This is a genomic window from Vibrio sinaloensis, assembly GCF_023195835.1.
GTDB classification, from domain to species: domain Bacteria; phylum Pseudomonadota; class Gammaproteobacteria; order Enterobacterales; family Vibrionaceae; genus Vibrio; species Vibrio sinaloensis_C.
This window is the reverse complement of the sequence record NZ_CP096199.1, coordinates 2314135-2336408: the sequence shown is the minus strand read 5'-3', so window position 1 is coordinate 2336408 and position 22274 is coordinate 2314135. Positions and strand designations below refer to the sequence as shown.

19 protein-coding genes are annotated in these 22274 nt (G+C 47.7%); 13 read left to right on the top strand and 6 right to left on the bottom strand.

Annotated features, from left to right (window positions below; all coding sequences use genetic code 11):
- Positions 1 to 49: 49 nt before the first annotated feature.
- Complete coding sequence (locus MTO69_RS10555; protein ID WP_248329044.1) at positions 50 to 1234, top strand: NnrS family protein; 1185 nt, start codon at positions 50 to 52, stop codon at positions 1232 to 1234.
- A gap of 55 nt (positions 1235 to 1289) precedes the next feature.
- On the opposite strand, the gene glpD is transcribed toward MTO69_RS10555, so the two are convergent.
- The 5 genes from glpD to MTO69_RS10530 form a co-directional block, all read right to left on the bottom strand.
- Complete coding sequence (glpD, locus tag MTO69_RS10550) at positions 1290 to 2843, bottom strand: glycerol-3-phosphate dehydrogenase (RefSeq protein ID WP_248329042.1); 1554 nt, start codon at positions 2841 to 2843, stop codon at positions 1290 to 1292.
- Positions 2844 to 3018: 175 nt separating this feature from the next.
- On the bottom strand, positions 3019 to 3798 hold the full coding sequence (locus MTO69_RS10545) for a DeoR/GlpR family transcriptional regulator (protein ID WP_248329040.1): 780 nt from the start codon (positions 3796 to 3798) through the stop codon (positions 3019 to 3021).
- Positions 3799 to 3980: 182 nt separating this feature from the next.
- Positions 3981 to 5501, bottom strand: coding sequence for a glycerol kinase GlpK (gene glpK / locus MTO69_RS10540; RefSeq protein WP_248329038.1), 1521 nt, complete (start codon positions 5499 to 5501; stop codon positions 3981 to 3983).
- A gap of 267 nt (positions 5502 to 5768) precedes the next feature.
- The gene (dapD, locus tag MTO69_RS10535; RefSeq protein WP_248329036.1) at positions 5769 to 6800 is read right to left on the bottom strand and encodes a 2,3,4,5-tetrahydropyridine-2,6-dicarboxylate N-succinyltransferase; all 1032 of its coding nucleotides are present in this window, start codon (positions 6798 to 6800) and stop codon (positions 5769 to 5771) included.
- A 330-nt stretch (positions 6801 to 7130) separates the two neighbouring features.
- On the bottom strand, positions 7131 to 7742 hold the full coding sequence (locus MTO69_RS10530) for a peroxiredoxin C (protein WP_176287133.1): 612 nt from the start codon (positions 7740 to 7742) through the stop codon (positions 7131 to 7133).
- A 199-nt stretch (positions 7743 to 7941) separates the two neighbouring features.
- Here MTO69_RS10530 and MTO69_RS10525 point away from each other — a divergent pair, with 199 nt between their 5' ends.
- The 5 genes from MTO69_RS10525 (at position 7942) to MTO69_RS10505 (ending at position 14427) form a co-directional block, all read left to right on the top strand.
- Positions 7942 to 8847, top strand: a complete 906-nt coding sequence (locus MTO69_RS10525) for a hydrogen peroxide-inducible genes activator (protein ID WP_248329034.1) — start codon at positions 7942 to 7944, stop codon at positions 8845 to 8847.
- A gap of 625 nt (positions 8848 to 9472) precedes the next feature.
- The gene (gene aceB, locus MTO69_RS10520) at positions 9473 to 11116 is read left to right on the top strand and encodes a malate synthase A (RefSeq protein WP_248329032.1); all 1644 of its coding nucleotides are present in this window, start codon (positions 9473 to 9475) and stop codon (positions 11114 to 11116) included.
- Between the two features lie 125 nt (positions 11117 to 11241).
- Complete coding sequence (gene aceA, locus MTO69_RS10515) at positions 11242 to 12555, top strand: isocitrate lyase (protein WP_248329030.1); 1314 nt, start codon at positions 11242 to 11244, stop codon at positions 12553 to 12555.
- A 277-nt stretch (positions 12556 to 12832) separates the two neighbouring features.
- A complete protein-coding gene (locus tag MTO69_RS10510) occupies positions 12833 to 13294 on the top strand; it encodes a hypothetical protein (RefSeq protein ID WP_248329028.1) in 462 nt (153 codons plus the stop codon).
- A complete protein-coding gene (locus tag MTO69_RS10505) occupies positions 13294 to 14427 on the top strand; it encodes a GGDEF domain-containing protein (RefSeq protein ID WP_248329026.1) in 1134 nt (377 codons plus the stop codon). The genes MTO69_RS10510 and MTO69_RS10505 overlap by 1 nt, the downstream gene beginning before the upstream one ends.
- A 40-nt stretch (positions 14428 to 14467) precedes the next feature.
- Here MTO69_RS10505 and MTO69_RS10500 read toward each other — a convergent pair whose 3' ends face one another.
- Entirely contained in the window at positions 14468 to 14908 is a 441-nt protein-coding gene (locus MTO69_RS10500; protein ID WP_248329024.1) for a CBS domain-containing protein, read from the bottom strand.
- 390 nt (positions 14909 to 15298) lie between these two features.
- Between MTO69_RS10500 and queA the strand changes: the two genes are divergently transcribed.
- The 7 genes from queA (at position 15299) to MTO69_RS10465 (ending at position 22258) form a co-directional block, all read left to right on the top strand.
- Entirely contained in the window at positions 15299 to 16360 is a 1062-nt protein-coding gene (queA, locus tag MTO69_RS10495) for a tRNA preQ1(34) S-adenosylmethionine ribosyltransferase-isomerase QueA (RefSeq protein ID WP_248329022.1), read from the top strand.
- Between the two features lie 430 nt (positions 16361 to 16790).
- Entirely contained in the window at positions 16791 to 17927 is a 1137-nt protein-coding gene (tgt, locus tag MTO69_RS10490) for a tRNA guanosine(34) transglycosylase Tgt (protein WP_248329020.1), read from the top strand.
- A gap of 175 nt (positions 17928 to 18102) precedes the next feature.
- Positions 18103 to 18432 (top strand): preprotein translocase subunit YajC, encoded by a 330-nt coding sequence (gene yajC, locus MTO69_RS10485; protein WP_248329018.1) that lies wholly within the window; start codon positions 18103 to 18105, stop codon positions 18430 to 18432.
- Between the two features lie 21 nt (positions 18433 to 18453).
- Positions 18454 to 20310, top strand: a complete 1857-nt coding sequence (secD, locus tag MTO69_RS10480; protein ID WP_282567523.1) for a protein translocase subunit SecD — start codon at positions 18454 to 18456, stop codon at positions 20308 to 20310.
- 9 nt (positions 20311 to 20319) lie between these two features.
- Entirely contained in the window at positions 20320 to 21267 is a 948-nt protein-coding gene (gene secF / locus MTO69_RS10475) for a protein translocase subunit SecF (RefSeq protein WP_248329016.1), read from the top strand.
- 66 nt (positions 21268 to 21333) lie between these two features.
- On the top strand, positions 21334 to 21828 hold the full coding sequence (locus MTO69_RS10470; protein WP_248329014.1) for a hypothetical protein: 495 nt from the start codon (positions 21334 to 21336) through the stop codon (positions 21826 to 21828).
- Positions 21829 to 21925: 97 nt separating this feature from the next.
- Positions 21926 to 22258, top strand: coding sequence for a DUF1904 domain-containing protein (locus MTO69_RS10465; protein WP_248329012.1), 333 nt, complete (start codon positions 21926 to 21928; stop codon positions 22256 to 22258).
- Positions 22259 to 22274 lie beyond the last annotated feature (16 nt).

The window sequence follows — 22274 nt, the reverse complement described above, 5'->3', positions numbered from 1 at the left end:
TCGGTCATTGTTACTAACTACCCATCCTTATACGTTTTAGGAGTCTACTGTGCTCAACATCACTGATGCTCGTATTGAACACTCGATCACGCCATTGTTGCGCCTTGGGTTTCGACCTCTGTTTTTACTTGGTGCAGTGTACGCGCCAGTGTCGATTCTCGCTTGGATTTGGATGCTGAATCACGGACAGCCCAGTGCGCTTCAAGTGCCTGCATTGTGGTGGCATGTCCACGAAATGTTGTTTGGCTTTGCCATGGCAATCGTGGTGGGGTTTGTGTTGACCGCGGTGCAAAACTGGACCGGGATTAATGGGACTAAACATTATCGCTTGGCTGTGTTGGTCGCACTTTGGCTCGCCCCACGCCTACTGCTCTGGACCCCTGTGCCTTTATGGTTGACCTCCACGCTGGAAGCCTTGTTTATCGCTTTGGCAGCCTATGAAGTGGGGCGTCGACTTATCCAAGCAAAAGGCTGGCGTAACCTTTTCTTTATTCCGTTATTTTTGCTCGCAATCGCGGCGAACTTTGCCAGTTACGCCACCATTAAAGGCATGCCGCCCTTTCCATCTTCTGCGGTGTGGCAAGCTATGTTGTGGTGGTTTACCTTGCTGCTGTCCATTATGGGCGCAAGAGTGATTCCGTTTTTTACCGCTAGACGGTTTAACTTTGATAAGCCTCAACCGCTGGTATGGCTGGAATGGTGTGCCAATTTACCTTTAGTTGGCTTGTTAGTGCTCTGCTTCTTTCCGCTGACGTTTGAGCAACTGAGTCCAGAATTGATGCTAATTGCGGGCACGGCTCAGTTGATTCGATTGCTGCGTTGGAAGCCGTGGCGTACGCTCAGTGAGCCGCTAGTATGGTCACTGCATCTTACTTACCTGTGTATTCCGCTCAGTTTACTGTTGCGTGCGCTACTTGGTCAGAGTTTTGCCAGTCACAATATGCTGCATTTGTTTGCGATCGGGACATTGGGCGGGGGCATATTGGCAATGATTGCACGTGTGACGATGGGCCACACAGGACGCGCTATTTACCAAGGGCCAAACATGAGCGTTGCCTTCCTGGCGATATTTGCGGCCGCATTGGTGCGCAGTATCGCGGTTGCTTGGTTGCCACAATATTTCGTTCAGTGGGTTGCACTGAGTGGTGCGCTTTGGGTGATAGCGTTCACGCTCTATCTGTTTCATTTTGCGCCCATGCTGCTTAAACCGCGCTTAGATGGACACCCTGGCTAAAGTGCAAAAGGCTTGGTCGAGCACCAAGCCTTTGCTTTGAGCCGGCCAAAGTGACTTAACTGACTTGAGATAGTGTCACTGTCTCATCTTGCTGCTTGCTCGATAGATAGTCGGCGAGCGCCTGCTGCTCTTCGGTAGACAGATACAGACCTAGCTTAGTACGACGCCAGATGAGATCGTCTAGGGTGCGCACCATTTCATGTTCGAGCAGATAATCAACCTCGCGTTGATAAACGCCGTGTGCAGAGTTTGAGTACTCAGTGCCCATCTCCTGTTTGCTACTTACGTTGGCCAGCAGTTGCCAGGTGTAAGTGCCAAACTGGGTAACGTATCTCAGAATCAACGCTAGAGGCAGGAAAGGGTAATTCGCGTGGATCGTCTCCGCTAGCTGCTCACGGTTACAACTGAAGTTGCCGCCAGGCAGGGCATGATCGGCTGTCCACGCGTTGCCCATATGGGGCAGATACGGCTTCAGTTTTGTCAATGCCGCTTCACCCAACTTGCGGTAGGTCGTCAGTTTGCCGCCAAAGATCGACAGCAGCGGCGCTTGATCTAGTTCTGCCTCGAGTTCGAGGGTGTAGTCACGAGTGATCGCTTGTGGAGAGTCAGACTCATCGTCGCATAACGGACGCACACCACTGTAACTCCAAACCACATCGTCGCTGTTTAGCTGAGTCACAAAGTGCTGGTTGACGATGTCGATCAAATAGTCGATCTCGTTTTGATCAATCGCAACCTTGCGTGGATCGCCCTGATACTCGACGTCAGTCGTGCCGATGATCGAGAAACGGTCTAGGTATGGAATCATAAACACGATGCGATTGTCTTGGTTTTGCAAAATGTAGGCTTGCGGCTCGTCGTGAATGCGCGCTACCACGATATGCGAGCCTTTAATTAAGCGAATGTTTCGCGGCGAGGTCTGCTCAAGACCATCGTCGAAGAACTGTTTTACCCAAGGCCCGGCTGCGTTGACCAACGCTTTCGCTTTGCGGGTAAACTGCTCACCTGTGATGACGTTTTTTACCGAGACATGCCAGATGTCGCCGACACGACGAGCGTTCTCCACTCGGCAATAGTTGCGGATCTCGGCGCCGTTCTCTTGCGCCGCGAGCACATTGAGTAGCACTAATCGAGCGTCATCGACCCAGCAATCCGAGTACTCAAAGCCCTTCTTCATTTCCGGCTTAAGTAAACCTGACTTGCTCAAATCGATCCCTTCACTGGCCGGTAGCGTGGTTCGCTTGCCCAAGTTATCGTAGAGAAACAAACCACAGCGGATCATCCACGCAGGGCGTAAGAACGGGCGATGGGGTAAGCGAAAGCGCATTGGCTGCGCCACGTGAGGTGCTTTCTTTAGCAACACTTCTCGCTCAGCCAGTGCTTCAGAGACTAAACGAAATTCATAGTGTTCCAAGTAGCGCAGTCCGCCGTGGATCAGCTTTGAGCTGGCAGAGGAGGTGGCGGAAGCAAAATCTTGCGCTTCAAACAGCCCGACCGAGAGCCCTCGTCCGGCGGCATCTGCGGCGATTCCCGCGCCATTAATACCACCACCAATGATGATCACATCGAAAGTTTTGTCTGCATTTACCGCGTTTGAACTGATACTCATAAAAATTCCTGATCCCTTTTGAGCGAACGAGCATTTTTGAACCTAAATCAATCCTATCGCAGCTTTCGTTTTAGATCATCCTTTATTTTCGTTTATGAGCGTTTTAATGGTTTAGGTACAAAAAAACCTCCATACGAACATGGAGGTTGATAATTTGTTAGCAGAGAGTAATGGCTTATTGTGCTTTAGTTTGGTCACTGACCTGTAACGGAATCGAGTGCTCACGCAAAATAGCGAGGATCTCTTTTGGCGGTTGTTTGTCGGTGAACAGCATATGCAGTTGGGCAATATTACCTAGCTTCACCATAGCGTTACGGCCAAACTTGGAGTGATCGACTGCTAGGAACACGCTGCGACTGTTTTCAATGATCGCCTGTTTGACTCGCACTTCATGATAGTCAAAATCCAGTAGTGAACCATCGAAGTCGATACCACTGATGCCTAAAATACCAAAATCGAGACGGAACTGTTTGATAAAGTCGAGCGTGGCCTCACCGACAATCCCGCCATCGCGGTTACGCACTTCGCCACCGGCCAAAATCACTTTGAACTCGGGATTGGCAAGTAGAATGGCTGCAACATTAATATTGTTGGTCACCACCCGCAGTTGTTTGTGGTTCTTGCACAGCGCACGTGCCACGGCCTCAGGTGTGGTACCAATATCGATAAATAAGGTCGCGCCATCGGGAATGTGTTTAGCGACTTCTTCCGCAATCACATCCTTTTCATTGAAGTTCATTCCTTTACGAGTGTTGTAAGAGGTATTCTCTGAGCTGAGTGGAATGGTTGCACCACCATGATAACGACGAATCTTGTTCTCGTCCGCCAGCTCGTTAAGGTCACGACGTATGGTTTGCGGACTCACATTAAATTTCTCTACCAGTTCGTCGGTACTGACGTACCCTTGCTTTTGTACCAAAGCGACAATCTGCTGGTGGCGTGGAATCTGCTTCACTGATTACTCCCTGAATAAGCGCGGTGTATGCTCATAACACCAAATTCGAAAATCGATATGAGCGTTATTGTGCGCGAATTAGCGCGTTGTGAGAAGCAGGTATCGAGTGGAATCGGTGGCATGACGCAAAAAGAGCGCGATACATGCGCTCTTTTTGCATGGTAATGGGTCGTGTGATGGGATTATTCGTCGTCTTCGCTATGCATCTCTGCCCACACTTGGGCACATTTCACCGCGCGTTTCCAACCTTTATAACGTCGATTGCGCTTCTCTTCGTCTTGATGAGGATCGAAGGTACGGTCGATTTGCGCTTTGTTCTTCAGTTCATCAATGCTATCCCAGTAGCCGACCGCTAGACCAGCAAGATAAGCGGCCCCCAGCGCTGTCACCTCGGTGACTTGTGGTCGTAATACTTGGGTGTCGAGTACGTCCGACTGAAACTGCATAAGAAAGTTATTGGCTACTGCACCGCCGTCGACCCGCAAGTTGGCAAGCTTGATCCCGGAGTCGGCCTGCATCGCGTCGAGCACATCACGAGTTTGATAGGCGATGCCCTCCAATGTCGCGCGAATGATATGGTTCGCGCTGACCCCTCGGGTTAGCCCGACTATGGTGCCACGTGCCCAGGCGTCCCAGTACGGAGCACCAAGACCGGTAAAGGCAGGCACTACATACACACCATTTGATGTGTCGACCTTGGTGGCGAAGTATTCCGAGTCTTTGGCATCAGCCAAAAGTTTCATCTCATCACGTAGCCATTGAATCGCGGCGCCGCCCATAAAGACCGCCCCTTCGAGTGCGTAAGAGGGCTCACCATTTGGGCCACAGGCGAGGGTAGTAAGTAGGCCGTGGCTTGAGGTGACTTTCTCTTGACCCGTGTTCATCAGCAAGAAACACCCGGTCCCATAAGTGTTTTTGGCTTGTCCCGCCTCAACACACATCTGACCATACAGTGCGGCTTGCTGGTCGCCGGCAATGCCAGCAATGGGGATACGAGTCCCGCCTTTGCCGCCGATATTGGTTTGACCGTATACCTCAGATGAACGCTTTACTTCGGGCATCATTGAGGCAGGGATGCCGAGTTCGTCGAGCAGTTTTTGATCCCAACATAACTCATTAATATTGAATAACATGGTGCGTGATGCGTTGGTATAATCGGTGACGTGGACTCGACCTTGGGTCATCTTCCATACTAGCCAAGTATCGACCGTACCAAACAGCAGTTTTCCCGCTTCAGCATCCTCGCGAGCGCCTTCGACATTATCCAAAATCCATTTCACTTTGGTGCCCGAGAAGTAGGGATCGAGCAACAAGCCAGTGCTTTCACGAACGTACTCTTCTAGACCTCGCTCTTTAAGCTGTTCGCAGATTTCCGCAGTACGGCGACACTGCCAAACGATGGCGTTATATACGGGTTTGCCCGTCTCTTTATTCCATACTACGGTGGTTTCACGCTGGTTGGTAATGCCAATGGCAGCAAGTTGGTCACTACTGATGCCCGATTTCGCTAGGACTTCAATTAAGGTTGAGCTTTGGGTTGCCCATATTTCCAATGGGTCGTGTTCGACCCAGCCTGAATGAGGATAGATTTGGGTGAACTCACGTTGGGCAATACTGACAATGTTCGCGTCGTGGTCCAGTATCACGGCACGAGAGCTGGTGGTGCCTTGATCTAGCGCCACAATATACTTTTGCTCAGTCATAGTAAGAATCCTTGTTTCGCATCCTAGTTACAGTCTAGTGCTCAATCGCCTAGGAGGCGTAGAGAGGGTGATTAGCTAATGACAGCTATTTTCCATACTAGGGGCGGATACGAAAACAATAAAACGCTTAAAATGAGCGTTCGAGCATAAAATTGTCAAATTATTGTTAAACGAAAGTGATCGGCTATCAAGGAGAGGGGCGTTCGCTGTGAGTCACAAACGAAAAAGCCGAACTCGAGGGTTCGGCTTTGAAAGGGATGGCAACAATTAGTTGTTGCTGTGTAGCTCAGAGTTAAGCTCAACGGCAGATTTGTTGGCTAGACATTCAATTTGACCAGTCACAGAGTTGCGACGGAATAGAAGATCAGACACCCCAGCGAGGTCACGCGCTTTAACCACTTCAACTTCTTGGCCAGAAGAATCAAGCATACGTACTTTAGAACCCGCCGTAACGTATAGGCCAGATTCAACAGTACAGCGGTCGCCTAGTGGGAAACCAAGACCTGCGTTTGCACCTAGTAGGGAGTTTTCGCCGATAGAAACCACAACAGTACCGCCGCCCGATAGCGTACCCATGATTGATGCACCACCACCGATATCAGAGCCGTCGCCGACAACAACACCCGCAGAAATACGACCTTCGACCATACTCACGCCAGTCGTACCTGCATTGAAGTTGATGAAGCCTTCATGCATAACAGTGGTGCCTTCGCCAACATGCGCACCCAAGCGAACGCGAGAGGTGTCGGCGATACGAATGCCAGCAGGCACAACGTAGTCGACCATTTTCGGGAATTTATCCACACAATCGACGCTTAAGTTACGGCCAGCTAAACGCGCTTCGATTTGACGTTCGGCAAGCTCTGGCAGATCGATCGGGCCTTCGTTGGTCCATGCAATATTGTGTAGTAGACCAAAGATACCATCTAACACAGTGCCGTGCGGCTTAACCAGACGGTTCGAGATTAATTGAAGCTTCAAGAAACCTTCAGCAACCGACTGAGGTTTGTCATCCGTCGCTAGGATAACCAGCACCAAGGGTTGCGATGATTGCGCAGCTTTTGCAGCAAATGAGGCGTTGGCTGCATCGCCATTGGCTTCAAATGCGGCAGCCAGCTCTGCACTTTGTGTCGCTGAGATTTCTAACGCTTGGTTACCTTGCTCGTAACCTGCGACCTTTGCGACGGCATCAACAAGTGCATCAGCTGGGTTAAGCACAGGGTTTGGAAAAAACGCTTCAATGATTTTTCCATCACGGTTTTTGGTCGCCGTACCAAAGGCGAGAGAAAAGTAAGCCATGTTAAATCTCCATGTTGGTATACGTCTCGACTGAACTTGCTTGCTCGGTCATAAATTAAGTTGAGATCATCATAGTGACAGCCAAGGTGAGTTTAAAGAGCCAATCACCAGAACGTCCGGAGGCGGATACGCCTTGTCTCTTTAGCGATACTTTGTCTTTTCAACTATACAGATCGGTTTGAACTAAAATAAAAAGAGCCCGAAGCATCACTTCGGGCTCTTTGTCAGGACTTTACTTAACACTGATTGGCGCTGCGCTTTTTCGCGCTTATTACTTTATAGCTTTACCAACCAATCATACCCGTTGAGCGTTGGGTATGAGTTAGGCAATTATTTTTTGCCTAGGTCTGATGAGTGCTCAGATAGGAAAGCTGCAACACCTTTTGGTGAAGCGTCCATACCTGCTTTACCTTCTTCCCATTGTGCAGGACATACTTCGCCGTGCTTCTGGTGGAAGTTTAGTGCATCAACCATGCGTAGCATTTCGTCGATGTTACGACCCAGTGGTAGGTCGTTCACTACTTGGTGACGAACTAGACCGTCTTCGTCGATTAGGAATGAACCACGGAAAGCAACGCCTGCTTCTGGGTGCTCTACGTCGTATGCTTTACAGATCTCGTGCTTAACGTCAGCAACAAGAGGGTACTTAACTTGACCGATACCGCCATCTTCGATAGCAGTGTTACGCCATGCGTTGTGAGAGAACTGAGAGTCGATTGACACGCCGATAACCTCAACGCCTTTCGCTTTGAAGTCTTCAAAACGGTTGTCGAATGCGATTAGCTCAGATGGGCAAACGAAAGTGAAATCTAGTGGGTAGAAGAAAACAACCGCTTTCTTACCTTTAGTGAACTCTGCAAAGTTGAAGTTATCAACGATTTCACCGTTACCTAGAACAGCTGCAGCAGTAAAATCTGGGGCTTGACGACCTACTAGTACCATTTTTTTGCTCCTAATATATATAGTTAGTTCCAAACCTGCGTATAGAGCGCGGGTTCGGTCCGTGTTTGTACGAGACAAACTATAGTACACATTGTAGTATGTAAAAAAGCGAATTAAATAGATTAAGTTAATCGAAAAAAGCGATAAGTTTGGTTTCATTAACTTGGTCAATATCTAACCATGAATAATCGATAGTTCTATGAATAAGTGGCCTAGCCTCAAACAGTTACACTACTTGATCACCCTCTATGAAACCCGCCATTTTAGCGACGCTGCCGAAAAGTGTTTTGTCAGTCAATCGACCTTAAGTAAAGGTATCCAAAATCTCGAAGAGCTGATTGGTTGCCCGCTGTATGAGAAGAAAGACAAAAAAAGCCCGCTAGTGTTTACTCAAGCGGGAGAAATGGTGGTTCAGCAAGGGCGTGAGCTTTTGGCTAAGGGACAAGATTTGGTTGAGCTTGGCCGTTTGTGCCAAGGTGATGAGATGGAAGGGCAGTTACGAGTCGGATGCATTCCTACCATTGCCCCTTTCTTGTTGTGCGATTTGGTACAAGAGGTCAACCAGCGTTTTCCGCAGCTGAACTTACTATTAAGAGAAGATACAACCACCAATTTGCTCGATGCCCTACGTCATGGAGAGCTCGACGTTTTGATTTTGGCCCTGCCTGTCGATATCGGCACTATGGATAGCCGAATTGTTGGTAGCGATCCGTTTCGGATGATCATCAGTCAAAATCAAGCGGATGCGATTCGAACCCCAATCCGCTATGCCGATTTGCCCAATGAGTTTGTATTTTTGCTCGAGAAGGAGCACTGCTTGACCGAGCATGCGGTATCGGCTTGCCAACTGACCGATAAAGAGAAAATCAACCCGTTCTCTGCCACCAGTTTGCATACCTTAGTGCAGATGGTCGCCAATGGTATGGGCACGACATTTATCCCACAAATGGCCATTGATCACGGGCTAATCGACAATCAAAATTTGGTCGTGATTGATGCCCCCGGACAGCAAGCACATCGTCATATTGGTTTAGTTTGGCGCCCAAGTTCGTCTCGAGTGAATACTTTTAACAAGTTGGCCGATGTGGTTTCAACCTTGCTTTAGCGATAAGTATTACTCACATAACCGCTAATACCCCTCAAAAGCACACTAGTTTAAGTGTGCTTTTTAGCATTTTATTCTGTTGGTGAACTTTGACTTGTAAAATTTCACAACAAATTTTTGATGAAGCTTTCATTAAATTGTGAAATTTCACACTGTGAATTTTACAGATATCATTTTCCTCTCTGTTTAATCTCTACTCAACTCATCCCCTGTTTGGCACTAGCCAGCAGGGATTGCTTGCCATTGCTATAAATCAAACGCTTGTTTGAAACGGTTTTACACCTCCAATTTTACTGTAATTAAATTACGTAATTAGTTACGGTTTGGTGATCGAAATCAAGGCTTTATCGCTGGCGGAATAAAACTTCGAATTTAACGTTTTGTTTACTTTAGTACTTTTACTCTACTCAATGTTGGTATAGCTTAAATGCATGCCTCGTAAGACTTATGTCTAGATTGTAAAGCGGGTTTCGCTCGGTCAATCTAAAGGTCAAGACAGTGATACACCGCATTAATCACCAATCGATGAAGATGTTTGATTGTTGTTTGATAGTTACAAATGTAAGTGGTCAATATCCAAAGTAGCCGATGCCCATAGATAGCATGGATAGTTAAGGAAGAAATTATGCTTACCAACACGCCAGACAGAGAAAACACTAACCAAGCCCAAGAAACCTTCCATACCGAAGGCCAGCTTGATGTCACTGGTACCCTTTCACCAGAGCATCAAGCGATTTTCCCTGTTGAAGCCCAAACCTTTTTGTCTCTGTTGTGTGGCAAATTTGCCCAGCGTGTTGATGAGCTACTGGCAGTGCGAGAACAAAAACAAGCGCGCATTGACGCTGGCGCACTGCCTGACTTTCTCGAAGAGACGCGAGATATCCGCGAAGGTAGCTGGAAAATTCAAGGTATTCCGCAAGATTTGCAAGATCGCCGCGTAGAAATTACCGGTCCAACCGACCGCAAAATGGTGATTAATGCACTGAACGCCAATGTGAAAGTGTTCATGGCTGACTTTGAAGACTCAATGTCGCCAGCGTGGGATAAGGTCCTAGATGGGCAAATCAACCTGCGTGATGCGGTAAACGGGACCATCAGCTACACCAATCCGGCGAATGGTAAGCACTATCAACTCAACGATGATCCTGCGGTTCTTATTTGTCGAGTGCGTGGTCTGCATCTTAAAGAGAAGCACGTCACCTTTAATGGTCAGATCATTCCGGGTGCCCTGTTCGATTTTGCACTTTATTTCTACAACAACTACGCAAACTTGATGAAAAAGGGCAGTGGACCGTACTTCTACATTCCGAAACTGCAATCGCATCATGAAGCGCAGTGGTGGAGTGAAGTGTTCCATTTCACTGAAGACTACTTTGGGCTCGATACTGGCACCATCAAGGCAACAGTATTGATTGAAACCCTACCGGCTGTGTTTGAGATGGACGAAATTTTGTTCGCGCTAAAAGAGCACATTGTTGGTCTGAACTGCGGTCGCTGGGACTACATCTTTAGCTACATCAAAACCTTGAAAAAACACCCTGATCGCGTGCTGCCGGATCGTCAGGTGGTAACGATGGACAAGCCGTTCCTAAACGCTTACTCGCGTTTACTTGTCCGCACCTGTCACAAGCGAGGCGCTTTCGCAATGGGAGGGATGGCCGCCTTTATCCCTGCGAAAGACCCGCAAACCAACCAGCAAGTGTTGGACAAGGTGTACAACGATAAAACGCTGGAGGCGAGCAACGGACATGATGGGACTTGGGTTGCCCATCCTGGGCTTGCAGACACTGCGATGGCGGTATTCGGACAAGCATTGGGTGAGCGTAGCAATCAGCTAAATGTCTCCCGTGAACAAGATGCCCCCGTTACCGCGGCGGATCTGCTCGCTCCATGTGACGGCGACATTACCGAACAAGGCATGCGCCATAACATTCGCGTTGCATTGCAATACATCGAAGCTTGGATCTCGGGCAACGGCTGTGTGCCGATTTACGGCCTGATGGAAGATGCGGCGACGGCAGAAATTTCTAGAGCCTCTATTTGGCAATGGATCCAGCATGGTAAGGCGCTGGATAACGGCCAAACCGTAACCAAAGCTCTGTTTGAAAAGTACCTTGCCGAAGAGATCGAAGTCGTTAAGCAAGAAGTGGGCGAGGCGCGTTATCAATCTGGTCGATTTGAACAAGCGGCCGAACTGATGGCTGAGCTCACCACTAGCGACGAACTGACCAACTTCTTAACCATTCCAGGTTACGACTACCTGGACTGATAGATATTAACTCCACAACCTAACAATAACGTGAAAGCGAATCGGTAGAGCAGGATGTACTGCCGTGAGCAACAAAAATTCAAAGCGCAGAACAACAAAGCGCTCATCAATAGAGGGATAGACCGATGACTAACTTAACTCGCCGCCAACAAATCGAAGCTCTAGAAAAAGATTGGGCAACCAATCCACGCTGGAAACAGGTAAAACGTCCTTACACTGCTGAAGAAGTGGTAGAGCTACGTGGCTCTATGGTTCCGGCCAACACCATTGCACAACGTGGTGCAGAAAAACTTTGGTCGCTGGTTAACGGCGATGCGAAAAAAGGCTACGTCAACTGTCTAGGTGCTCTGACTGGCGGTCAAGCGGTCCAGCAAGCGAAAGCCGGTATCGAAGCGATTTATCTGTCAGGTTGGCAGGTGGCTGCGGATAACAATACCGCATCAACCATGTACCCAGATCAATCACTCTACCCGGTGGATTCCGTTCCTTCTGTTGTTAAGCGTATCAACAACTCATTCCGCCGTGCTGACCAGATTCAGTGGGCCAGCGGTAAATCACCAGCAGATGAGGGTGGTATTGACTACTTCCTACCTATCGTGGCCGATGCGGAAGCAGGCTTTGGTGGTGTACTTAATGCTTACGAGCTAATGAAGTCGATGATCGATGCAGGCGCAGCAGGGGTGCACTTTGAAGACCAACTAGCGTCAGTGAAAAAATGTGGTCACATGGGCGGTAAAGTACTGGTTCCAACTCAAGAAGCAGTACAAAAACTGGTTGCTGCGCGTCTAGCCGCTGACGTTGCAGGCACGACAACGCTGGTAATTGCTCGTACGGATGCTAACGCCGCAGACCTACTAACCTCAGACTGCGACCCATACGATAAAGACTTCATCGTTGGTGAGCGTACTCAAGAAGGCTTCTACCGTGTACGTGCTGGTATCGATCAAGCGATTTCTCGCGGTCTGGCTTACGCTCCATACGCTGACTTAATTTGGTGTGAGACGGCAACGCCTTGTCTAGAGGAAGCGCGTAAGTTCGCAGAAGCGATTCACGCGGAATACCCAGATCAACTGCTGGCTTACAACTGTTCACCATCGTTTAACTGGGAGAAAAACCTAGATGCAGAAACCATTGCTAAGTTCCAGCAAGAGCTTTCTGATATGGGGTACAAGTACCAGTTCATCACGCTGGCAGGTATCCACAACATGTGGTTCAACATGTTCGAGCTTGCGCATGACTATGCGAAAGGTGAAGGTATGCGCCACTACGTTGAGAAAGTTCAGCGTCCTGAGTTCCAAGCGGCTGAGAAAGGCTACACCTTCGTTGCGCACCAACAAGAAGTGGGCACCGGTTACTTCGATAAGATGACCAACACCATTCAAGGTGGTAACTCTTCTGTAACAGCATTGACTGGTTCAACAGAAGAAGACCAATTTTAATCCCTAGCCATTGACCCAGTGTGAGTCAGTTAGAAATGCAGGCTTTAGCTGACTCGCTATTGGGAACTGGTATTCTGTTTAGGCATAAACTTTGACATGCTTTTGAGCGGCGCAGGCCGCTCTTTTTTTTGCCTTTACAACGCTAGTTGATATTGACGAATATGTGATTAATTACACATTAGTGAGAAATTATCGTTAATCTTGTCAGTTGTTGATTATCGGAGGGGAAATTGTAGCTATTGTTATTATTATCCCTTCAGTCAAAGTGACACTCGGCATGAACAAGTTACTTCACTTTTCCATTTGGATATCACTCTTCTTTTCGATCGTGAGTTATGCTGCGATTGAGAGTGTTGAAGTAATAACCGACAAAGGGACAGTGCATGTTCCGATAGAAACGCTGAGATCAGAATCGAACGATGTCATTGTTATCTTCGCACCATATAGAGGGCGACAAGTAGAGATGAAAGGCATCTACCTAGAAGATTTTATCGCTCGATATTCCTCTACAAAACTGAACTCCGTGACGTTGACGGCGTTAGATGACTACCAAGTCAGCCTAGAGAACTGGCCTAAAAAGCATTGGTTGTTAGTGACTCATGAGGATGGAAAGCCGCTAACAATTCGTCAGCATGGCCCTTTAAGGCTTGTTGAATCTAGCTATGAAGAGACAAAGGCAAGCAATCTAAGAAGTTTCAACGATTGGATTTGGATGGTGACAAAAATAGAAGCAAACTGATGAAGTATTGGTTTACAAACCCCAAATCATCATTATTGAGAGGGCCTGTATTGGTTGGCGCAGCGGCCTTCTGTGTGCTGCTGATTGGAGTATTTGTTTACATCAGCGCAATAAAGCCCCAAGCGGAGCAAGTACAACGATTTTTTGAAAGCTCAGACAAAATAACTGAACGCCCTTTTTCCTTTCGCTCAAGAGCACATATGCTCAACGCGCTGGAGTTACTGATTACTGAGGATACACCAAAAGATCAAGTCCTCTATCAGTTGGATATGGCCTATGCGTTACTAAACTTTGGTCCGTATATATCTACTTACGAGTGCACTTCTGACGCACTCCAGCACCTGGATCGTGTGAGCCAACTCGTGATGGATAGCTCCGTTCGTGCTCCTTTGTCTCCTTCTTCATACGCCCATCATCTGCTCTTCGCAATCTCTTGTACTTCGAGCATAGAAAATCAACAAAACAATACCCGAACGACCATGGTGCAAGAGCTATTGAGTAAAACACACGTGTATCACGATATCGTGCATCGTGGGGCGATCGTTGGACTGTTTGTGATTGTTGTTTTTAGCGCCCTGTACCTCATTCAATCCAGAACGATTACTGCTCAAAAAGAGATGTCAGACCATTGGAAAGAGAGTGCCAGAAGAGATGGGTTGACTGGGATACTTAATCGAAGAGCGTTGGAAGAAGATTTGCCCAGCTTTATTCAGCATCACAGACAGCATCAAAAGCCGTTGGTTCTATTAATGTGCGATATCGACTATTTCAAGAAATACAATGATTACTGGGGGCATTTAAAAGGGGATGAAGCACTTAAAAAAGTGGTGAATGCGATGAGCTCAATACTGAGATACGAAGATAAAATGTATCGTTACGGAGGAGAAGAGCTGGTGTTGATATTACACGAAACGGATAGGGTTCAAGGACGAAAAATCGCTGAAAGGTTGCTATCCCTGGTGAGAGCTCTTACTTTATCAAATCCCGAGAGCCCAGATGGCACACTAACGATTAGTATCGGGTGCACGGAAACTTACGCCGAGGCGATAGACGTGGATCGACTGTTGAAACGCGCCGATGAATGCATGTATCAAGCAAAACACAAAGGTCGGAATTGCTTGATTTGCTGTTGATGGCATTGATAGCTATGTCTGAGTTGAGACCTTGCGACTTCTATTCGATCTCTTCTGGCTCCGACTCTTCTTCAAGTTCAAGTAAGTTGATCGCGATAGCGACAAAGTCACTGTCGGTGATGATGCCAACCAACTCGCCGCGGTCTACAACAGGTAAACAGCCAACCTTATGTTTTTGCATGTAGATGGCACTCTCTTTTAGCCCTGCTTGAGGCACGACGGTCATGACACCAGTTTTCATCACTTCATAGAGTGGTGTGTTGAGGGTAAATGCTTGGTTTTCTGGGATGTTCTGTAAACTGGACTCTTGCGCAGCTAAGACATCTCTTTGTGATACCACGCCGAGTAGTTGCTTGTTAGCATCAACGATCGGCACATGGCGAATATCGAGTGCTTCCATCATGTTCTTAGCATCGGCGAGGTTGTGAGAGCGAAGCAGCGTATGCGGGTTACGCGTCATCATGTCTTCTACTTTTATCATGGCGACCTCCTAGTTTGACGTGTATGGCCCCTGACTCATGTGTTGAGCATGATGGTTAACCTTTTGGTTTAACTAAAAGGTGACTGAGGCTCTTAGGTAAATATAGTCATTTTTGCTGTTTGATATTGAGAGCTGGTTGGGTTTTTATCGCCAATTTTCAAAAATCGCTCGTAAAACATGATCCGCTTAACGCAGGGTTTTGAAAGGGGCGAGAGCGCATGGTTTAAGTTAGTCAAATTGTATCTGATTATAATATTCCCCATCTCTTTTCTTGCTATTGCCTCGTTGGGGAATATACTAGTCGGCTGCAAAAAAACTTGTCGTCTGCTTGTGACAGAATCAGTTCGACTTCCATCACGACATATAAAATCACGACTAAAGATTAGTAACATGCAAGTATCAGACTTCCACTTTGACTTACCCGATGAGCTTATTGCTCGTTATCCTCAGCCAGAGCGTACTGCCAGCCGTTTACTTCAGATGGACGGCAACACCGGGGAGCTTGTTGATGGCACCTTTACCGATGTGCTTGAGCAAGTGCAACCAGGCGATTTAGTGGTTTTCAATAATACTCGCGTGATTCCAGCACGTATGTTCGGCCGCAAAGAGTCCGGCGGTAAGTTAGAGGTGTTGGTAGAGCGCGTGCTAGATGACAAAAGCATTCTGGCTCACGTACGCTGTTCAAAGTCGCCAAAACCAGGCAGCACCATTTTTGTCGGGGATAATGACGAGTACCGTGCTGAAATGGTGGCCCGTCACGACGCGCTGTTCGAGCTCAAGTTTGATTCACAGCAGAACGTGTTGGCGGTATTGGAAGAGATTGGCCATATGCCGCTTCCACCGTATATTGACCGTCCAGACGAAGATTCCGATAAAGAGCGCTATCAAACGGTTTATAATGAAAAACCGGGAGCCGTGGCCGCGCCAACTGCGGGGCTTCACTTTGATGAGCCACTACTAGAAAAGCTCAAAGCGAAAGGCGCTGAGTTTGCGTACGTGACTTTGCATGTCGGTGCAGGCACCTTCCAGCCAGTGAAAGTGGACAACATTGCTGAGCACCATATGCATGCCGAATATGTCGAAGTGCCGCAAGAGGTCGTGGATGCGATCAAAGCAACCAAACAGCGAGGTGGTAGAATCATCGCGGTCGGTACCACGTCAGTACGCTCTTTAGAAAGTGCAGCACAAGATGCGCTGAAAAACGGTACCGAGCTGGTTCCTTTCTTTGGTGACACGGAAATCTTTATTTTCCCAGGTTACGAGTATCAGCTCGTGGACTGCTTGATCACCAATTTTCACCTGCCAGAATCGACCTTAATTATGTTGGTCAGTGCGTTTGCAGGCTACGAAAATACAATGAACGCCTATAAACACGCAGTCGAGAACAAGTACCGTTTCTTCTCATATGGCGACTCGATGTTTATCAAGAAGAGATTAGTGACGAGTTCCTAAAATTGGGCTCGAGCGCGATAGAGCTTAGATTCCAGATAGCTCGTTCCTCACTTCTGGATTGACAAGGTCAAGGTTGTCATTCTGAGCAGCGAGGCACGAGCGTGATTCAGAATCTTATTTGAGCCTAAATATGGTTTGATTGGCGCTAGGAACAAAAATTTACGAGTGCTAGCAGTAAGCTAGGAAGCAAAGCACAAGGATGCTTTGTCTCTCGCATGGAAGGCGACCGCTCCTCATTACCCGTCATATTTGGCGTTGCAGCGTTGTTGACTGCGTAAATTCACCCTAATTACATAGAATTTCTATGCTCATAGGGCTGAATTTACTTGTCGCCTAGCTGCAAAACCAACTATTTAGGGTAGGTGGCAAAATGATTACTGTTTTGCTCTGAACTTAATGTCAGACTGTTTCTCTGACAACCGGAGGCTTCGTGAAGTTAAAATTCGATCTTAAGAAAAAAGACGGTGTTGCACGTCGTGGTCAACTGACCTTTGAACGTGGCACAGTGCAAACCCCTGCGTTTATGCCTGTAGGTACTTACGGTACTGTTAAAGGTATGACACCAGAGGAAGTAAAAGGCACAGGTGCCGAAATCCTATTGGGTAACACTTTCCACCTTTGGCTGCGTCCTGGCCAAGAAATCATGAAGATGCATGGTGACTTGCACGACTTCATGAACTGGCATGGTCCTATTTTGACGGATTCAGGTGGTTTCCAAGTATTCAGCTTAGGTAAAATGCGTACCATCACTGAACAAGGTGTGCACTTCCGTAACCCGGTAAACGGTGACAAGATCTTCATGGATGCTGAGAAGTCGATGGAAATCCAAAAAGATTTGGGCTCTGACATCGTGATGATTTTCGACGAGTGTACGCCATACCCAGCGACCCATGATGAAGCGAAAAAGTCGATGGAAATGTCGCTACGTTGGGCACAGCGTTCACGTGACCATTTCGACAAGCTAGAAAACCCGAACAACCTATTTGGTATCGTTCAGGGCGGTGTTTATGAAGACTTGCGCGATGTTTCGGTGAAAGGTCTGACCGATATCGGCTTTGACGGCTATGCAGTCGGTGGCCTGGCAGTCGGTGAACCTAAAGAAGACATGCACCGCATCCTTGAGCATACTTGTCCTCAACTGCCGGAAGATAAGCCTCGTTACCTAATGGGTGTGGGCAAGCCAGAAGACTTGGTTGAAGGTGTGCGCCGTGGTATTGATATGTTTGACTGCGTAATGCCAACGCGTAATGCGCGTAATGGTCACCTATTTGTGACTGGCGGTGTGATCAAGATCCGTAATGCGAAACACAAAACCGATACAACTGCGCTAGATCCACACTGTGACTGTTACACTTGTCAAAATTACTCGAAGTCGTATTTACACCACCTCGAGCGTTGTAACGAAATTTTGGGTGCGCGTCTAAACACCATTCATAACCTACGTTACTACCAGCGTTTGATGGAAAGCATCCGTAAGGCGATTGATGAAGATCGTTTCGATGAGTTTGTGAAAGAGTTCTATGAACGCCGTGGTCGTGAAGTACCGCCACTGGCAAAAGAGCAATAACCGCACAGATTCAAACTATTCAAGCCTTTGGCATTGTGCCAGAGGCTTTTGCTAATAAAGTAGGCAAACGCACGTTATTTTTGAGAGAGTGATCGCTATTGGTCATACTCAAGCTTGAAACTAAATTGCGAATGCCCAACTTGGATATTAATAAATAATAATAGAGGATATTTTAATGTTTATTTCTCAAGCTCATGCAGCAGCAGAAGGTGCACCAGCTGGCGGCGGTTTTGAAATGCTGATCATGCTAGGTATGTTTGCGGTGATCTTCTACTTTATGATCTACCGCCCACAAGCTAAGCGCGTGAAAGAGCACAAGAATCTAATGGCGTCGATGGGTAAAGGTGATGAAGTACTCACTAGCGGTGGCCTAGTAGGTAAAATCACTAAAATCTCTGAAGAGAACGACTACATCTCTATCGAGCTAAACACCAACAACGAAGTGGTTATCAAGAAAGACTTCGTTACAGCAGTGCTACCAAAAGGTACACTGAAATCTCTATAAAACAGCTTAAGGATCCTCGCTGTGCTTAACCGCTATCCTTTGTGGAAGTATTTGATGGTGGTGTTTACCATCGCTGTCGCTGCATTGTATGCACTTCCAAATATCTACGGTGAAGATCCGGCCATTCAAGTTACAGGGGCGCGCGGCGCCTCTGTAGATATGTCGACGCTGGATTCTGTCACTCAAGCTCTTGATAAACAGGGCTTATCTCATAAATCCATTGCTTTAGAAAATGGATCCATTCTTGTTCGCTTCAACGATACTGATACCCAAATCAGTGCTCGAGATGTCATCAGCGAAGCGATGGACAACGATATTATTGTTGCTCTCAACCTGGCACCTGCGACGCCTGATTGGCTGGAGTCTATTGGTGCAGCACCAATGAAGCTTGGTCTTGACCTGCGTGGTGGTGTTCACTTCCTAATGGAAGTGGATATGGATGCAGCAATGGAAAAGTTGGTTGGACAGCAAGAAGAAGCCTTCCGTAGTGAGTTGCGTGAAGAAAAAATTCGCTATCGTTCGATTCGTCCTTCAGGCAAAGATGCGGTGGAAGTGTTGCTACGCAATGAAGAGCAACTTGCCGACGCTAAGCGCATTCTTGAGAAAAACCACCCAGATATGATCTTTGTTGATTCTGTTTCTGAGGGACGTTTTGCGCTTACTGCTACTTTTACTGAGCAACGTTTAACTGAAATTCGTAATTACGCGGTAGAGCAAAATATCACTATCTTGCGTAATCGTGTTAACGAACTGGGTGTGGCTGAGCCGCTGGTTCAACGTCAAGGTGCAAGCCGTATCGTTGTTGAACTGCCTGGTGTTCAAGACACCGCTCGCGCGAAAGAAATTCTTGGTGCGACAGCAACACTTGAGTTTCGCGAAGTTGACTCGAAAGCCGACCTTGCCGCTGCCGCCAGTGGCCGTGCACCAGCCGGTAGCGAAATTAAGCAAGATCGTGATGGTCGTCCAGTTGTACTCAAAAAGCGCGTGATCTTAGGCGGTTCGAGCATTACTGATGCAAGCTCTAGTGTCGATGAGTATGGTCGCCCACAGGTTAACATCTCGCTTGATAGCGAAGGTGGCAACAAGATGGCCGCCTTCTCTCGCCAGAACATTGGTAAGTTGATGGCGACGGTTTTTGCTGAGTACAAAGACAGTGGTCGTAGAACGCCAGAGGGTCGTGTCATTCTGAACAAGCATGAAGAGGTGATCAACCAAGCGACGATTCAATCGGCTCTTGGTCGTAACTTCCGTATCACAGGTATTGATTCGGCATCAGAAGCACATAACCTAGCGTTGCTATTGCGTGCAGGTGCGCTAATCGCGCCAATTTCGATTGTCGAAGAACGCACCATCGGTCCTTCAATGGGTCAGCAGAACATCGATATGGGTATTCAAGCGTGTATCTTTGGTCTGGTTGCGGTCATGCTGTTCTGTCTGGTCTACTACCGTAAGTTTGGTATTTTTGCCAACTGTGCCTTGATTGCCAACATTGTGCTTATCATCGGTATTATGTCGATGATTCCTGGAGCGACTATGACGCTACCGGGCATTGCAGGTATCGTACTGACGGTGGGTATGGCGGTGGATGCCAACGTGCTTATCTTCGAGCGTATTCGTGAAGAGTTGCGCGAAGGTCGCAATCCTCAGCAAGCGATTCATCAAGGTTACGCGAACGCATTCAGTACCATTGCTGATGCGAATATCACCACGCTGATCACTGCAATCATTTTGTTTGCGGTCGGTACTGGTGCGATCAAAGGTTTCGCCGTAACACTGTCTATCGGTATCTTGACCTCAATGTTTACAGCTATTGTTGGTACACGTTGTATCGTGAACCTATTGTACGGCGGTAAACGTATCAACAAACTGTCGATCTAAGGAAGTAATATGTTTCAGTTAATGAAAACAGACAAAACGATCGACTTTATGCGTTGGTCGAAGCTGGCATTTATTTTCTCAATCCTAATGATTGGTGCGTCAATCTTTACTCTCTCAACCAAATGGTTGAACTGGGGGCTAGATTTTACTGGCGGTACCTTGATCGAAGTGGGTTTTGAGCAACCAGCAAACCTTGAAGATATTCGTAGTGCTCTAGAAGCAAAAGGCTTTGGTGACGCTACCGTGCAGAACTTCGGTAGTGCTCGTGACGTGATGGTGCGTCTGCGTCCACGTGAAGATATGGCCGGTGAAACACTGGGTAATCAGATCCTCAATGCGATTAAAGATGGCACCGGTGAAAGCGTTGAGATGCGTCGCATCGAATTCGTTGGTCCTAACGTGGGTGACGAGCTCACAGAGGCAGGCGGTCTGGCCATCTTGGTATCGCTGATCTGTATCTTGCTCTACGTTTCTGTGCGCTTTGAGTGGCGTCTTGCTGCGGGTGCGGTAATGGCCCTTACTCATGACGTTATCATCACGCTTGGTATCTTTTCACTGCTACAGATCGAAGTTGACCTGACGATTGTTGCAGCACTGCTGACGGTTGTGGGTTACTCGCTCAACGATACCATCGTGGTCTTTGACCGTATTCGTGAGAACTTCCGTAAGATGCGTAAAGGCGAACCGGCTGAAATCATGAACAGCTCAATCACTCAAACATTGAGCCGTACCTTGATTACTTCTGGTACTACCTTGTTCGTCGTTATCGCCTTGTTCACTCAGGGCGGCGCTATGATTCACGGTTTCGCAACCGCGTTGCTACTGGGTATTACGGTAGGTACTTACTCATCAATCTATGTTGCTTCGGCACTGGCATTGAAACTGGGTATTACCAAAGAACACTTGATGCCACCTCAAGTCGAAAAAGAGGGTGCAGAGTTCGACGAAATGCCATAGCGCATGGCAATCATAGTCAAAGCCGCTGGAAACAGCGGCTTTGTTGTTTTTTATCGGAGGAAGGTCGTGCGTTATTTATCAGGGTTATTGATTCTGTTCTGCCCGCTGCTGTCTGCTCAAAGCTTGTGGCTAGCGACTGAGCCAGAGACGATGCGCGCTAACATAGTCACGAGCTGGTCTGAATGTGAACCGCAGCGCTGGTGTGAGGATGGGGTGGGTTACTATCAAGCGCACCTCTACGCTGAGGCGACGCTGACACCAGAGCGCCTAGCGGTGACATTATTTGGCGAATTTACCCCGCATTTACTATCGCAACTTCAGCTCAATCTACGTCGTGACGGTTTCCAGTTAGTCAACATATCCATCGAGCAACAAGAGTTTGATATTAAAGCTGCGCTACAAACTATGGCTGCTAATGAGGTGGACAAAGCGCTGGTGACCTTTATTAACCAATCCCCACAATCTGCGGAGCGTGTTCTGAGTTGGCAAGCGAGCGTTGGTCAGGCGGAGCTGCACAGTGACGGTGAGCTGATCACCGTTCGTTTCGATTATCCACAGTGAGAGCCTATTCGCTATTTGACGACTTTGGAGAGCAGCACACGAGACATTGCTCGCCAAGTTGTTATCATAACCAAAACACAACAATAGGAAGCCAGTTATGCCTCATTTACGTTTTCGAGCCGTTGAGCCGCAAACCGTACAAACTCTCTCTGCCCCTTTGATTGACCAGTTGCAGCCACATATGGACTGCCCACGTGAAGACTTTACTTTTGAGTATGTCTACACCACTTTCTACCATGAAGGTGAAGTCTGTGCGGCGTATCCGTTTGTCGAGGTGTTATGGTTTGACCGTGGCCAAGAAACGCAGGATGCAGTGGCGAAGATCATTACCCAGCAAGTGCGCGCTGTGATTGGTGAAGATGTGGATGTCGCGGTCATTTTCACTGCGCTCAACGAGAACGGTTACTATGATAATGGTGAACATTATTAATCTAGCTCTAGCCTGA

What these genes read in the sequence shown, in the direction of transcription:
- MTO69_RS10465 (WP_248329012.1), top strand. Translation starts at nt 21,926, where the DNA reads ATGCCTCATTTACGTTTTCGAGCCGTTGAGCCGCAAACCGTACAAACT.
- aceA (WP_248329030.1), top strand. Translation starts at nt 11,242, where the DNA reads ATGACTAACTTAACTCGCCGCCAACAAATCGAAGCTCTAGAAAAAGAT.
- secF (WP_248329016.1), top strand. Translation starts at nt 20,320, where the DNA reads ATGTTTCAGTTAATGAAAACAGACAAAACGATCGACTTTATGCGTTGG.
- MTO69_RS10530 (WP_176287133.1), bottom strand. Translation starts at nt 7,742, where the DNA reads ATGGTACTAGTAGGTCGTCAAGCCCCAGATTTTACTGCTGCAGCTGTT.
- MTO69_RS10505 (WP_248329026.1), top strand. Translation starts at nt 13,294, where the DNA reads ATGAAGTATTGGTTTACAAACCCCAAATCATCATTATTGAGAGGGCCT.
- dapD (WP_248329036.1), bottom strand. Translation starts at nt 6,800, where the DNA reads ATGGCTTACTTTTCTCTCGCCTTTGGTACGGCGACCAAAAACCGTGAT.
- yajC (WP_248329018.1), top strand. Translation starts at nt 18,103, where the DNA reads ATGTTTATTTCTCAAGCTCATGCAGCAGCAGAAGGTGCACCAGCTGGC.
- glpD (WP_248329042.1), bottom strand. Translation starts at nt 2,843, where the DNA reads ATGAGTATCAGTTCAAACGCGGTAAATGCAGACAAAACTTTCGATGTG.
- queA (WP_248329022.1), top strand. Translation starts at nt 15,299, where the DNA reads ATGCAAGTATCAGACTTCCACTTTGACTTACCCGATGAGCTTATTGCT.
- MTO69_RS10500 (WP_248329024.1), bottom strand. Translation starts at nt 14,908, where the DNA reads ATGATAAAAGTAGAAGACATGATGACGCGTAACCCGCATACGCTGCTT.
- aceB (WP_248329032.1), top strand. Translation starts at nt 9,473, where the DNA reads ATGCTTACCAACACGCCAGACAGAGAAAACACTAACCAAGCCCAAGAA.
- MTO69_RS10510 (WP_248329028.1), top strand. Translation starts at nt 12,833, where the DNA reads ATGAACAAGTTACTTCACTTTTCCATTTGGATATCACTCTTCTTTTCG.
- MTO69_RS10525 (WP_248329034.1), top strand. Translation starts at nt 7,942, where the DNA reads ATGAATAAGTGGCCTAGCCTCAAACAGTTACACTACTTGATCACCCTC.
- glpK (WP_248329038.1), bottom strand. Translation starts at nt 5,501, where the DNA reads ATGACTGAGCAAAAGTATATTGTGGCGCTAGATCAAGGCACCACCAGC.